This is a genomic window from Treponema sp. R6D11 (assembly GCF_054786075.1).
In genome coordinates this window covers 23,437-37,660 of sequence record NZ_BDHD01000007.1, presented here as the reverse complement: position 1 = coordinate 37,660, position 14,224 = coordinate 23,437, and the positions used below count along the sequence as shown (strand labels likewise).

General features: G+C 39.8%; 12 protein-coding genes. 8 read left to right on the top strand and 4 right to left on the bottom strand.

Going from position 1 to position 14,224, the window contains the following annotated elements:
* Together ACYVTD_RS01910 and ACYVTD_RS01905 are read left to right on the top strand one after the other, a co-directional pair.
* The coding region (locus ACYVTD_RS01910; protein ID WP_461246090.1) for a hypothetical protein at nucleotides 1-364 on the top strand (364 nt) is incomplete at its 5' end.
* Between the two features lie 113 nt (nucleotides 365-477).
* Complete coding sequence (locus tag ACYVTD_RS01905; RefSeq protein WP_461246089.1) at nucleotides 478-1,080, top strand: hypothetical protein; 603 nt, start codon at nucleotides 478-480, stop codon at nucleotides 1,078-1,080.
* 86 nt (nucleotides 1,081-1,166) lie between these two features.
* Here ACYVTD_RS01905 and ACYVTD_RS01900 read toward each other — a convergent pair whose 3' ends face one another.
* The 3 genes from ACYVTD_RS01900 to ACYVTD_RS01890 are packed head-to-tail and all read right to left on the bottom strand — an operon-like array spanning nucleotide 1,167 to nucleotide 3,851.
* Nucleotides 1,167-1,571, bottom strand: coding sequence for a hypothetical protein (locus ACYVTD_RS01900; protein WP_461246088.1), 405 nt, complete (start codon nucleotides 1,569-1,571; stop codon nucleotides 1,167-1,169).
* A gap of 51 nt (nucleotides 1,572-1,622) precedes the next feature.
* Nucleotides 1,623-2,039: a DUF3276 family protein gene (locus tag ACYVTD_RS01895; RefSeq protein ID WP_461246087.1), complete on the bottom strand. Its 417-nt coding sequence runs from the start codon at nucleotides 2,037-2,039 to the stop codon at nucleotides 1,623-1,625.
* A gap of 9 nt (nucleotides 2,040-2,048) precedes the next feature.
* Nucleotides 2,049-3,851, bottom strand: coding sequence for a phosphatidylglycerol lysyltransferase (locus tag ACYVTD_RS01890; protein ID WP_461246086.1), 1,803 nt, complete (start codon nucleotides 3,849-3,851; stop codon nucleotides 2,049-2,051).
* A gap of 178 nt (nucleotides 3,852-4,029) precedes the next feature.
* On the opposite strand from ACYVTD_RS01890, the gene ACYVTD_RS01885 reads away from it, so the two are divergent.
* Together ACYVTD_RS01885 and ACYVTD_RS01880 are read left to right on the top strand one after the other, a co-directional pair.
* Nucleotides 4,030-5,214: a helix-turn-helix domain-containing protein gene (locus ACYVTD_RS01885; protein ID WP_461246085.1), complete on the top strand. Its 1,185-nt coding sequence runs from the start codon at nucleotides 4,030-4,032 to the stop codon at nucleotides 5,212-5,214.
* Between the two features lie 11 nt (nucleotides 5,215-5,225).
* Nucleotides 5,226-6,608 (top strand): helix-turn-helix domain-containing protein, encoded by a 1,383-nt coding sequence (locus ACYVTD_RS01880; protein WP_461246084.1) that lies wholly within the window; start codon nucleotides 5,226-5,228, stop codon nucleotides 6,606-6,608.
* Between the two features lie 68 nt (nucleotides 6,609-6,676).
* Here the strand turns inward: ACYVTD_RS01880 and ACYVTD_RS01875 are convergent, their stop codons facing one another.
* Nucleotides 6,677-7,780, bottom strand: coding sequence for an ABC transporter ATP-binding protein (locus ACYVTD_RS01875; RefSeq protein WP_461246083.1), 1,104 nt, complete (start codon nucleotides 7,778-7,780; stop codon nucleotides 6,677-6,679).
* Between the two features lie 263 nt (nucleotides 7,781-8,043).
* Here ACYVTD_RS01875 and ACYVTD_RS01870 point away from each other — a divergent pair, with 263 nt between their 5' ends.
* The 4 genes from ACYVTD_RS01870 to ACYVTD_RS01855 are packed head-to-tail and all read left to right on the top strand — an operon-like array spanning nucleotide 8,044 to nucleotide 14,083.
* Nucleotides 8,044-9,261 (top strand): response regulator, encoded by a 1,218-nt coding sequence (locus tag ACYVTD_RS01870; RefSeq protein ID WP_461246082.1) that lies wholly within the window; start codon nucleotides 8,044-8,046, stop codon nucleotides 9,259-9,261.
* Nucleotides 9,262-9,272: 11 nt separating this feature from the next.
* Nucleotides 9,273-10,463: a response regulator gene (locus tag ACYVTD_RS01865; RefSeq protein WP_461246081.1), complete on the top strand. Its 1,191-nt coding sequence runs from the start codon at nucleotides 9,273-9,275 to the stop codon at nucleotides 10,461-10,463.
* Between the two features lie 42 nt (nucleotides 10,464-10,505).
* Complete coding sequence (locus ACYVTD_RS01860; protein ID WP_461246080.1) at nucleotides 10,506-11,297, top strand: response regulator; 792 nt, start codon at nucleotides 10,506-10,508, stop codon at nucleotides 11,295-11,297.
* 29 nt (nucleotides 11,298-11,326) lie between these two features.
* Nucleotides 11,327-14,083 carry a hybrid sensor histidine kinase/response regulator gene (locus ACYVTD_RS01855; RefSeq protein WP_461246079.1) on the top strand — a complete coding sequence of 919 codons (2,757 nt, stop codon included), beginning with the start codon at nucleotides 11,327-11,329 and terminating at the stop codon, nucleotides 14,081-14,083.
* Nucleotides 14,084-14,224: the final 141 nt, after the last annotated feature.

The following is a 14,224-nucleotide window of genomic DNA, read 5'->3' as shown; positions in this document are numbered from 1 at the left end:
ACCACGCAACCTGTCTTTCGGCACAGCAGAAAAACCCTGCACAGTAACCGTTAAAAGTTTTGACCTATACACTGACGCAGATTGGGCAACTGATGTCGCCAAAGTCGTAACGGCAATTATGCGTGGGTATAATAAAGACTTGACTTTACCGAATTTTAATAATGTGAACAAATCATTTTTTGTCGTTATGTTTGCAGACAACAGAGTTGCAACAGCAGTCTTGTCAAAAACCGCAACCTATGACTGTGAAGTGAAAGAAAATGATTATACTACGCTGTATCTTAAAACAAACGCATTGGATACAGTCGATCTTCAACCTGCAATTTGGGCATGTATTGAAGAGGAAGCATATACTTACCCATGAAACAAGTAATGGCAATGGACACGCAGGGTGTCTGACACCACTTTTTTGTAGTGTCGTAATAAAGCCGACCACCGCTATATGTGGGGTAGGTTAATAAAAGAGGAGAAACAAAAATGAAAACGACAAAACTTTTTATCATAACGCTTGCAGTTATTACATTTGCTTTTATCGCTTGCAACGATAAAGGGAACGATCCGCCGACACATGTTCACGAATGGGAATGGGTAGTAACCACAGCCGCAACAACCGAAGCGGAAGGAGTGGAGACAGAAACATGCAAAACGTGCGGAGCAATTAACGGCACACGCCCCATTGCGAAATTGCCGCTCTGCAACTGTGATCCAGAGGAAAAACACTACCTGCCTTGCGATTGCGGAGGAACAGATTGCACTTGCGAAGTATCCCCTCGTGGATACATAACGGAAATTGACACCAACGCCCAAATACCAATTTGGCAAACGGAAGGAGTTACTGACGCACAAGCACAAACGGCGTCAGGTAATATAGCAACCGGATATGGTGCAGTGCCGTCCTCAGAAAAGTTGTGGATGAAAAATAAGGTTAAAGAATATCGTATAGTGGACGATGTGAATAGTTTTGACCAAGACGGAGCAAAACGAGTTATTTATATCAATATGAATGCCACGTCTTTAGAAATTCGTAATTATTTACGTGATTATGTTGCTCCAGAATTGGGTCTTATTCCCAATGAGTAACGCCGAGTAACGGTAAAAGCCACTAATTGGACACGCAGGGTGTCTGACACCACTTTTTTGTAGTGTCGTAATAAAGCCGACCACCGCTATATGTGGGGTAGGTTAATAAAAGAGGAGAAACAAAAATGAAAACGACAAAACTTTTTATCATAACGCTTGCAGTTATTACATTTGCTTTTATCGCTTGCACAAGCGAAGGCAACGCAATTGGTATCTGACACCACTTTTTCAAGCAAATTTCTCGCGATTATTAGCTTTTCTTTTTCCATACCTTCTTCCATAGCTTCCCTGCGATTTACAGCAATATCCATTTCCCGATTGTATTCACCAAAAATCATATTTACCACCTCCGAAGCGTGAGCTTTCAAAAAGTCCTTCAGTATGTTGTTCTTTATACAATATTCTATCACAGGGTCTATCAATTCTTCAAGCGTTAATCCTTTCGCCTGATACTCCCGTATCTTGTTTATAAAAACTAGTGTATCCTGCATGGCAAGGTACACTAGGGTATTTCGTTAGCAGATACGTTTGCGTGTAATAAATTAAGAATTCTTGTCCGTTGGCTTCTCGTGAAAACCACGATAATCTTTCTTCGTTCGCTCCCTGTTCGTGTAGTTCGTGGGTTTATTTTCTTTTTTTTGTCTTACCACGACACGTCTTTCACCATCACGCTTGCCACCCTCACGTCTACCGCCTTCGCGCTTCGCTGAACCTGAATGTTTTTTCTCGCGTACCGCTTTTTCCATCACTTTAAGAGATTCTTCAAAACCGCCAAGAAACGCCTGCAAATCATCGGCAAACAGTATTACAGACTGCCTGTCAAAGCCGCCGTTATCTCGGTTCTTGCTCTCCACAATGTTAAGGTATAAATCGCCCATGCGATTCTCTTTAACATTAAAAAAATATGTCCTGTTAGGCAGAATAACTCTGCTGGAAAATAACTCGCCCCGTACGCCCATAATTCACTCCTATTTATCTGCTATCATTATCATCTTTCTTTGCCAATCAAGCAAGAACCGTTCAACGCCTGCATCTGTTCCAGACGCGTCTGCCATGATACGGAAAACAGGCTCTGTGTGTGAGCCCCTCATCCAAATATACGCCGTTTCTGTTCCCTCTCCGTCAAAAAATAGAACTTTAAGCCCTCCCCTTCCGGCTTCTCCAAAGCGGGTCAGATTTCTCCTCTCCGCCGTTCCGTTATATGCGATTGCTTCCCAACCACAAATGCCAAAACGCTCCTTTAATACACCCTTTTGCTCTTCCCACTCCCGCAAAAAAACTTTTTGGTATTTGTCTTTTAATTCGGCGTGGTCATGGGTTTTTATTTGCATAACGGCGTCTTTGTTGTATGCGGCAGTGGTCACAAACGGCGGAAGACTCGCGATAATATCCGCAAGTGTAAAATCTTCGCGGTATTTTTCAACTTGCTTTGAATAATTACACCAAATCTCAAAAAGACCTTTCCGCTCATTTACGGAATTTACAGATAACATTTTGGCGACGGCAAGAATAGTGTTAACAGGGTCTCTAACCGCCGAGGGGTGGGTTATGTTACCGCCTGCCGAACCTTCGCCCAAAATACGCACAATATAACCTTCTTCGCGCAATTTACGCGCAAGAGTAACAACATTAGCCTCCCCCACTTCGGCGCGAAAGACAGAAATCCCAAAGGCTTTGGCTATTCTGTCTACCCGCATTGAGGTAGGATCGTTTATAGCTACGGCGGACATTACGGAACCGCCTGGAATATACTCACCCGTCCAAACAAGTTGGGAAAATTCCGCAACGCAGGCAAGGGCGAATACTTCCTGCGCTTCCAAAGCGCGAGCTTTGCCGACCGCGTTATCCCAAATAACAAGGTTTCCCCTGTCGCCGTCGCAGTCAGGAACATACCCAAGAACAAATGACACATCTCGTTTATGAGCGTCTTCCAGTAATTTACAACAGGGAATAAGGGATTCGCCTTCAGGCACTATGCGGTGGGCAATCTGACCTGGTTTATCGTTGATACATTCAAATTTAATGCCAAGGTCTGTAAAAAGCTCCCTGTCTATGGACACTGTACGGGCGCTGCCGTTAAAATCGCAGACTATTCCAAGAGGCTTTTTTACAAGCCCTTCTTTTGCCGATACAGGAACATCTTTGTTTGCGCCCCATACTACATCGCCGCAAAAATCGTAATATGCTTTCTTGGCAATGTCTTTGTTGGTTTTTTCGTCCGCAAATATTTTTTCAAGCTGCGGCGGAGCAACTGCCAAAGAAAGCTCTTCTATTTTTTCGATGCAATCTTCTCTTTCCAAAAATTTATGAAAAGCGGCGACAAGTTTAGCCGATTCTTCAGCGGGCAATACTCCGCCGTCGGTAAGTCCGAATTTAATTCCGTTGTGTCCAACAGGATTATGACTAGCGGAAATATAAATAAATCCTGTCTTTGCTCTAGCAAGACTTCTTGCCCATGCCATAATTTCAGGCGCGGCTGTTATACCGGCATACTTTACTTCACAACCTCGCGCCATAAGAATGGGAATCATCGCGTCGACTATAGCTTTTCCTGTTGGACGAGTATCGGAGCCAAGCAAAACAGTAGGCGCGCAAGAATCACAGCCGCAGTCCAAATACTCGGCAAAAACAAAAGCGGCGCAGGCGCAAATAATATTATGCGCTTTAGAAATTTTCTCGCTCTTACTTTCTTCTCCGTCGGAAAAAACACCTCTCCAACCGGAAGCGGAAAGAATCATCTTATTCAGAGTTTCATTTAAATTAATTTTCAAGTCCATAGTTTAACCAAATTTTAACCATATTACTAACAGTATAAACATTTCCCGTTAATAATTCTACATACTAAAAAAAAAGACAATATTTAGTTCATTTTCTTTGATATTTTTACATAAAGGGTGTATTTTGTTCCACTCGTTATCTTAGATTTATTTATTAGTAGGAGAACAAAATATGTTTGGACTAAATTTAATACAAAGAAGGGAGTTAGATCCGTTGCTGGTAAAAGCAAACAAAATTGTTAATTATTACGAGAAAGCGTCTAATTGCCGCGCTTTTGTAATGGATCCCGAATCAATAGATCCTAACCTGATTTGCAGTAATTGTAATGAAAAAACAAGAGCGGATTTTAAAGAAAAGTGCGCTTATCTTCATATGGAAGCTGTAAATAAAGCAAGACAATCGGGCGGATCTTATATCTATTTATGCCTTAAAAAACTCGCTTTTTGGACAAGTCCGTTTTATTCCGGCGAAAGACTTGCAGGAGCGCTTTTTTCGGGCGGAATAAAAGGGTTGGAAGAAAATAACGGCAAAATTAAATCGCTTGCCAAAATCATGCTTTTATGCGCTAATCATCTGTCGCACATTAACCCGCTCCAAAAAAATATAACGTCTATAAATACCGATAACGCCGATGTTCCGCTAACAAGTCAGGAAAAACAAAATATCGAAAAATACGCCTGTCGGCTTGATACGGAACGAATGCTTTTTGCCTGTCTTCGACGAGGAGACAAAGAAGAAGGGCAGAAAATTCTTGAAAAACTTTTAGATATTCTTTACACGGAAGTAAGGGGGAATTTTACGGCTTTCCGTCTAAAAGCTCTGGAATTGGCGGTATTACTTTCAAGAGCCGTGTCCGATCCAAAAGATATAATGGACAATACATCTCTTGAAAATACAAACAGATGCATGAAAAAGATAGAAGAATGCGCGACTTTTGAGGAAATAAGAGCCATTCTTTCGGCTATTACGGACAGAATGTCTGGTATGATTTTTTCTTTTCATGGAGTACGGCATTTCTCGGCGTTAAAAAAAGCGGAACGCTATATTTGGAAAAATTACACAAGAAAACTCAGCTTAAAGGAAATCGCCAACGCTTCCGGGCTTTCCGCTCCGTATTTGAGCATGGTTTTTAAAGAAGAGATGGGGGAAAATCTTTCAAACTACCTTAACCGTCTTAGAGTTGAAAAAGCCGCCGCCATGCTTGTAACGACAACCCTGCCTATAAGCGAAATTACTTTTGCATGCGGTTTTGAAGATCAAAGCTGGTTTTCAAAAATATTTAAGAATGTTACAGGGTTAACTCCGGGGAAATACCGTGAACGAGGTATTATCGCAGATGGGAATATTATGGATTAAGGGGGATTATAATGAAAGATACTAAACTACTACATAGTGAAGATAATAATTTAACAGAGAAAGCCGAAAGAATCATGTATGATTACAATCAGGCGACGGGAAGCAGTATATGTATTTATACTAAAGAACATAAACAGCAATTTCCTGAACACTTTGGGGTTGAACACGCCCCGGAAAGAGAAATTTGCCCATATTGCAGTAAATTCCGCCATGATAAAGGCAAAAAAGACGCCTTACCTTGCCATGAAATGCATATTAATTCTATAGTAGAAGCGAGTAATAAAGGCAAATGCCATGTTTATCAATGCGATTTAGGTTTGCTTTTTTGGGTTAGTCCTATATATACTGAAGGCGTTTTTTCAGGGGCTATTAGGGGATCAGGTTTTTTAGGAGAAAACAAAAAAACTGTTGACTTTTTTGCAAATACCAATGATACTTTTGTTATGTGCAATGATGAAATATCGAATAATGAAATGAAAGAAAGAATTAACTCATTACCTGAAGCTGATGGGGACAAAGTACAATCTCTTGCGGAAATGATGCAGTTATGCACCGAGTCTCTGTCATCGGGAAGCGAAGATTACCACGAGACAATAAAAAGAAGAGCCCAACAACAGGAAATTATTTCCAAGATTATTGATACTTTAAAACAGCAATATCCGGCAAACAGCGAGAAACCGAGTTATCCGCTGGAAAAAGAAAAAATTCTTTTATCAGCCTTACGCAAGGGCGACTCAGGCGAAGCGAAAAAAACGCTTAATGAATTGCTTGCAATGTTGTTCTTTACAAATCCCGGACAATTTAAACACATTCAATTAAGGGTAATTGAGCTGGTTGTGCTTATTTCCAGAGTGGAAATAAGTCCAGAAAAGAACGGTCTACTTTCTATGGAAATCAATAACCAAAACCTTAAATTGGTTCAGGAAGCAAAATCCATAGAGGAATTAACCGACATTTTACATAATCTTGTGGATCGCATATCAAGCACCATTTCTTCTTACCGCGGAATACCCCATGCCGCGTCTCTTCGAAAGGCTGAAAACTTTATTCTGGAAAACTTTACAAGGAAAATAAGCCTTAAAGAAATATCGGCGGTAGCCGGTCTTTCTCCCCCTTATTTCAGCACAATCTTTAAAGAAGAAATGGGAGAAAATCTGTCAAAATACCTGAACAGATTGAGGGTTGAAAAGGCAAGCCACTTGTTACTCGAAACAGATATGTCCCTAAGCGAGATTGCCGCCTGTTGCTGCTTTGAGGATCAGAGCTGGTTTTCAAAGAAATTCAAGGCATACACCGGTATAAGCCCCGGAAAGTACCGCAACCAAGGCGGCGGAATCATAGGCAACATCGGCGACAACAATTTGTCAGAAGGTTTCCGCAAGGCTGTTAAATAAGACAAATAAAACCTATAAAAAAAGGACTGTCATAAAGACAGTCCTTTTTCATTAATTTAAAGCGAATCTCACTCCGGGGAAGGGATAATTGCCAATTCTGTTTCTTTGTCAAAGTAGCGGGCTTTTTCCATTCTTGGGGTGAAGACTACAGTGTCTCCAACCTTAAACACATGGTTAGGCTCCGTACGGGCGACTAACGGCTGGGTTTCGGTTGTAAGCCACAGGTGAATGTCCGCTCCTAAGGGCTCAACTACAGTTACCTTAACGGTCATGGTGTTGTTGCCTTCTTTTTCCTCGTAGGTCATATCTTCCGGGCGAATACCGAAGAATACGTCTTTTCCGATGTATTTTTTAAGGTGTTCAATATGAGACGGATCAGCTTTAATTTTAAAAGAGCCTTCGTCTAAAATGATTGAACTGCCCTCTTCGCGCACTTTTACGGCAAGGAAGTTCATGGGCGGAGAGCCGATAAATCCGGCTACGAACTTGTTAATCGGGTAGTTATAGAGGAACAGAGGAGATCCAATCTGCTGTACTTTTCCGTCCTTCATAACAACGATTTTGTTCGCCATGGTCATAGCTTCAACCTGGTCGTGGGTTACATAGATCATTGTGGCGTTTAACCGCAAGTGCAGGTCGGAAAGTTCCGCCCTCATCTGTACGCGCAATTTAGCGTCAAGGTTGGAAAGAGGCTCGTCAAAGAGGAATACCTTGGGGTTACGGACAATGGCGCGTCCTACGGCGACACGCTGTCTCTGACCGCCGGAAAGAGCCTTGGGTTTGCGGTCAAGGAACTTTTCGATGTCAAGGATACGGGCGGCTTCATGCACGCGCTTGTCAATTTCGGCTTTGGGGACTTTTTTAATCCTTAAACCGAACGCCATATTTTCATAGACTGACATGTGGGGATAAAGGGCGTAATTCTGGAATACCATCGCGATATTCCTGTCTTTGGGCGGAACATCGTTCATTTTTTCGCCGTCAATGAGGAGCTCACCTTCGGTGATATCCTCAAGACCGGCGACCATACGGAGCGTGGTTGACTTACCGCAACCGGACGGTCCTACAAGAACGACAAATTCCTTGTCTTCGACTACGATGTTGGCGTTGTCTACCGCACGAACGCCGCCATCATACACTTTAGAAATGCTTTTCAGCTCTACTTTTGCCATACGCTGGCCTCCCTTCTGGGTTATTTTATTGGGTTTTTTGATAAATCGAAATTTACCGAAAACCTAAAGAAAGTATATCATTTATCGTACTTTTGTCAATGTAAAAAATTACCAAAACCATGTGTTTTTCTTATAAAAAACCGCTGCAAGGTTACGCCTTTGGAGACATGGTAATTCGCCCTATTGTATTGCATTTTCTATAAAAAATAGGTAAAATAAGTAATATTTTGGTATAATTGTAATGTATTAAAGGAGAATTATAAATGATTAGCAAGGAAAAACTGCTTGAGATCTCAGAATTAAACCTTGCCGGTAAAATAGAGAAAATGAATGAGATCGATCTTAAAAATTATAACCAGTTACTTTATACATATACAGACAACCTTCCAGAACAGGACAGAAGAATAAAGGTCGCTCTGGAAGCAAAAAATTACGACGCTTTGACAAAACATCTTACGGGCGTTAAAGGCATATTGGAAAAAATTCACGCTGATGAAATGGCGGCGGATTGCGCAAAGCAGATTACCTCTTTAGGCACTGTAAAACACGAGAAACTTGACGCTTATATGCGCCACTATTTTTTATTCAGTTTGTCTTCGTTAGCCGCTGATATTCAAAAAGCTGACGGCAGAACAGTTGAGCCGCAGAAAGAAGAATCCGCTCAAACCGAAGAAGAACAAAAAGAAACAACCGAGAAAGCCAAACCCATTAACAAGGATAAACTGCTCGCTATTGCGGAATTGAAGCTTGCCGGAAAATTGGAAAAGATGGACGAGAACACTTTTAATGATTATGTCCAATTATTGAACTCTTTTACCGAGAACTATCCTGAGCAAGAGGAAAAAATAAAAACTGCGTTAAAAGCTGTAGATTACGACGCTTTGAAAAAACAACTTTCGGAAGTTCGGGACATATTGGAAAAAATTCACGCGGACGAAATGGCGCAGGAATGCGCGAAGCAGATAAAAGCTATTGGCAACACAATGCACGAGAAAATCGAAGCCTTTATGCGTTACTTTTTATCCAGCTTGTCCATGTTATCCATTAACATTCAGATGGCGGAGCAAAAAATAGACATGAATGCCGTATCTTTGACGGACAACAATCTTAAGGGAGGAGTCTCATCTGATGTAAAAGTATTAGCTGTTGACGATACTATATTTTTCCAGACCATACTAAAGAAAACTTTACAGAATACCAGATACAAAATAACCTGTGCGGCATCCGGTATAGAAGCGCTTAAAATTCTTGATAAATATGGGGCGGATATTTATCTTTTGGATATAGAAATGCCGGGAATGGACGGGTTTGAACTTGCGACAAGAATCAGGGAAAAAGGACATAAAGAACCGATTATTTTCCTTACAGGCAACGCAAAGAAAGAACATTTGGCAAAAGCGGTGGAAGCCGGAGCGACGGATTTTATAATTAAACCAATCAACAGAGACATTCTTATTTCTAAAATCCGGAAGTATGTATAGGAGAATTAAAAATGAATAACAGGGAACGATTACTTGCCATTTCAGAATTAAACCTCGCCGGAAAAATAGAACAAATGGAAGAAGGCAAGCTTGACAATTATGTCCAATTATTAAACTCGTTTTCCGACAACCTTCCGACACATGAAAAAAAAATAAAAGAGGCTCTGGTACTAAGAGACTACGAAGCTTTGACAAAACACCTTACGGCTGTTCGCAGTATTCTGGAAAAAATTTATGCTGATGAAATGGCGCAGGATTGCACAAGGCAGATTAATTCTTTTGGCACTTTAAAGCCGGAGAAAATTGAAGCCTATATGCGTTACTTTCTTACAAACTTGTCCATGCTATCCACTGACATTCAAAAGGCGCAACAGCAAACATACGCGCCTGCCGCGCAAGAGGATTCCCCTGACGAAAAAAACAAAATAATTGACATGGACATTCTGTTTTCCATTGCGGATTTGAATTTAGACAGAAAAATAGAGCAAATGGAAGATGAGGAATTTAAGAATTATGTCAAATTATTGGATACTTTTACCGAGAACTTTCCGGCTCAAGAAGAAAAAATTAAAGCCGCGCTTAAAGCAAAGAATAACGAAGCTTTAGCGGGACAACTTTCGGAAGTTAAAAATATTTTGGAAAAAATTTATGCTGATGAAATGGCTGATGAATGTTCAAAGCAGATAGAGTTGATTGGTAAAACAAAGCCCGAAAAAATCGAAGCCTATATGCGTTACTTTTTATCCAGCTTGTCCATGTTATCACTTGATATTCAAATGTCCCTGCACAAAATAGACAAATCATCGGCTTTACATACGAAAGGTTCTTCGGACGAAGGCTCTAAAACAGATAAAAGAATATTGGCTGTTGACGATACGGCGTTTTTCCTGGTCATACTTAAGAAAAAGTTGCAAAATACAAGATACCATGTAAACTGCGTAACATCAGGCAGAGACGCTCTTAAGTTTCTTGAAAAGCACAAAACAGATATTTTTCTTTTAGACATAGAAATGCCCGGAATGAACGGGTTTGAACTTGCGGCAAAAATAAGGGAAAAAGGGCATAAAGAACCGATTATTTTCCTTACAGGCAACGCCAGAAAAGAATATTTCGCTATGGCTATGAAAGCGGGAGCTACGGATTTCATAATTAAGCCTATCAACAGAGATGTTCTTCTTTCAAAAATTCGCAAGTATATATAAAAATATACGATGTTTGGGTGTTTCTTTAAGGAGAAGTAGAGAATGATTAGCAAGGTACGACTACTTGAAATCTCGGAGTTAAATCTTGCCGAAAAAATAGAGCAAATGGACGAGAAATGTCTTGAAGATTATTCGGGGCTATTGAATTCTTTTGTCGAAGCATATCCTGAACATGAAGAAAATATAAAATCCGCAATGGAAAACAAGGATTACGATACTTTGTCAAAACACCTTACGGCTGTTTGTGAATTATTGGAAAAAATCTACGCTGATGAACTGGCGCAGGATTGCCGTAAGAAGATTAACGGTCTTGAAAATATAAAATATGAAAAACTTGAAGCCTTTATAAGCTACTTTTTAGCAAACTTGTCCATGCTGTCCATTGATATTCAGATGGCGGAGCAAGATATAGACGATTCAGCCGCTGAAATAATAAAAAACGCTATAAAAACAGAATCGGCAATGTCAGATAATAAAATACTGGCGGTTGACGATACGGCGTTTTTCCTGACCATGCTGAAAACAGCCCTGCAGAATACCAAATACAAAGTAACCTGCGTAGCAAGCGGCAGAGACGCGCTTAAGTACCTAGAAAAGAACACTACCAATCTTTTTCTTTTAGACATAGAAATGCCGGGTATGGACGGGTATGAACTTGCGGCAAAAATAAGGGAAAACGGGCATAAAGCGCCGATTATTTTCCTGACGGGCAATTCCAGAAGAGAAAATGTAGCAAAAGCGATGAGAGCAGGAGCGGCTGATTTTATAATCAAGCCAATCAATAAAGAGCTGCTTCTTACCAAACTTGCCAAGTATACCATGCAAGAAGATTAAAATTTTATTTTAAAGGCGGAAAAAAGTTTATGTCGGGAATTAATACCTTGTTAAAAAAAATAACACCAAAGAGACCGCTGTATATACAGATAATGTTTACTATTTTCGCGTTCTTGTTAATGGTTATTTTAAGTTATTTATCCGCAAGCAATATTGTTCATAACTATTTAAAACAAAATACGGAAAATATTTTAAACACAGTACAGACACAGGTTGTATCTGACCTGATTGAACCGCAAATAGCGCTGGAAAGTTTTTCGCGGACTGTGAAAAGCATGATTTTACACGGAGATAACACGGAAAAAATACAAGAATATTACAATGATATATCAAATTATCTGAATTTAAACAAACAAAGCTATTTGAGTTTTAACGGCTTTTTAGGGTATTTTGAAACGCTTCCCGAAGGGCATGTTTTCATGGAAAGTTTTGTTTGGGACAGACCTGCTGACTTTAATCCGGAAGAACGGGCATGGTTTATTGACGCAGTTGATGCAAAAGGCAATATTGCGGAAACTTTAATGTATCATGATGTTATTTACGGAGATACCATGCTTGTATATTCTATGTGCATTTTTGATAACGCGGGAAAGCGTTTAGGTGTTGTGGGTTTAAGGGTACAAATTGACACTGTTAAAAAATATATCATTAATACGATTATGACTAATAACGAATACGGAATACTGATCAGTAAAGATATGGTTGTACTCGCCCATCCAAATGAGAGTTTTGTAGGAAGATACGCGTATGAACCTGATATTCCTTTCTCGATATTTGTTAAAGAAATAAAAGACGGAATAGAAGTTAACGAACGCCCGTTAATAACTTTTAAAGGCGAACGCGCCGTCGCTACTTTTAAAATTCTACCCAACGGCTGGTCTTTGGGCATAGTAACGCCTAAAGGACCTTACTATAAGAATGTAATCAATATGGCGGTAATTCTTGTTATATTGGGTGCGGCGCTTTCGTCAATTTTAATCTTCGTCCTGATTCGCGTTGACGCGGCAAGAGAAAGATCAGAGATACAAAACAGACACAAATCTTCTTTTTTGGCAAACATGAGCCATGAGATACGAACTCCCATGAACGCCATCATCGGCATGACGGATCTTCTGGCTTACGAACAGCTTAACAAACGGCAGATGGGTTTTGTACATGATATTAAAATATCAGCTCATTCGCTTCTTTCCATTATCAACGACATATTGGATTTGTCAAAAATAGAAGCCGGTAAATTAACGCTTAACCCGGTTAACTACGATTTTCATGTGCTTTTGGATAATATTTATTCAATGTTCAGTTATGTTACGCAAAAGAAAGGGCTTAGATTCGAATATGAAACTGAAGGGGAGATGCCTCGTTACCTGTATGGCGACGATGTAAGGCTTAAACAGGTGTTAACTAACATTTGCGGAAACGCGGTTAAATATACCGAAAAAGGATTTGTAAAATTTAAAGTTACCGTAGCCGACAACAAGCTTAAATTCGAGATAAAAGACAGTGGCATGGGAATTCGCAAAGAAGACATACCTAAACTGTTTAACACTTTCCAACGGCTCGAAACGGAAAAGAGTCATAACATAGTAGGAACAGGATTAGGACTTTCAATAAGCAAGACTTTCGTGGAAATGATGGGTGGACAAATAATTGTTGACAGCGAATATGAACAGGGAAGCGTTTTCCTTGTGATAATTCCTATCTTAGAGGGCAACAAGGAAGAAGTCAAATTAAAGAAAGGTTTAGACGACGGACAAGGACTGTTAGCGCCAGATGCCAAAATTCTGGTTGTAGACGACAATGAATTCAACATAAAGGTAGCTGAAGGATTGCTGGGCTTGTTCAAGATTAATGTGCAAGCGGCTTATTCCGGAAAGGAAGCTATAGAACTGATAAAAAATAACGATTATGACATTGTATTTATGGATCACATGATGCCTGAAATGGACGGAGTTGAAGCAACAAACTTAATAAGGAAAATGGACGAAAAATATAAAAAATTGCCCATTATAGCCTTAACCGCAAACGCTGTTCAGGGCGCAAAAGAAATGTTTTTATCCAACGGATTCGACGGCTTTATTTCCAAACCTATTGATATGCAAGAAATGTACAGGGTTCTGAAAGAATGCCTGCCGGCAAATAAAGTACAGATAAAAAAAGAAGAAACACAAAAGGATAAAGAAAAAACAAATAGTGAATTTATTTCCGCTTTAAATAAAATAAACGATATTAACGCGGAAATTGGTCTTTCAAGAGTTTCTGGCATAGAAAACATGTACAAGGAAACGTTGGAACTTTTCAGCAAAAAGATTGCACCAGATTGCAACTCCATGTCTGACAAATTAAATAATAGAGATATAAAAGGGTTTTCTATTTTAGTGCACTCAATGAAATCGGGGCTATCCACTATAGGAGCTATGAATTTATCCGACACGGCGTTAAGACTGGAAACAGCTTCCAAAAACGATGATCTTGAATTCTGCACACAGAGGTTTCCGGCTTTCAAAGAAAAGCTATTAAACTTGAATGAACAACTGTCCGCCGTTTTTCCAAAAAAAGTTGAAGAGGCAAAGAAAAAAAACGGAGATGTTGCTTTTTTAAAGACAAATATAGAAAAAGTTATTTCAGCCGTTGATGATTTTGACAGGGACACGGCTCTTAATATTATTAACGATTTGCTTACCTATGACTTTGGAGCGCAAAATAACACTGCTCTGGAAAATATTGCCGCGGCTCTTAAGGATTTCAATTTTGACGCTACCACAGAAATATTAAACGCTCTGAAATAAAGCTAAAATTTCCAAAAAAAAGGCAAATTTGACCTGTTTTTTGCTCAAAATACTACCCTACCACGCAAAACAAAAACTATTAAAGTCTTCTCTATGCCAAGCCGATACTATTATTACCGGGAGGGAAATCCTCTCTAAAAT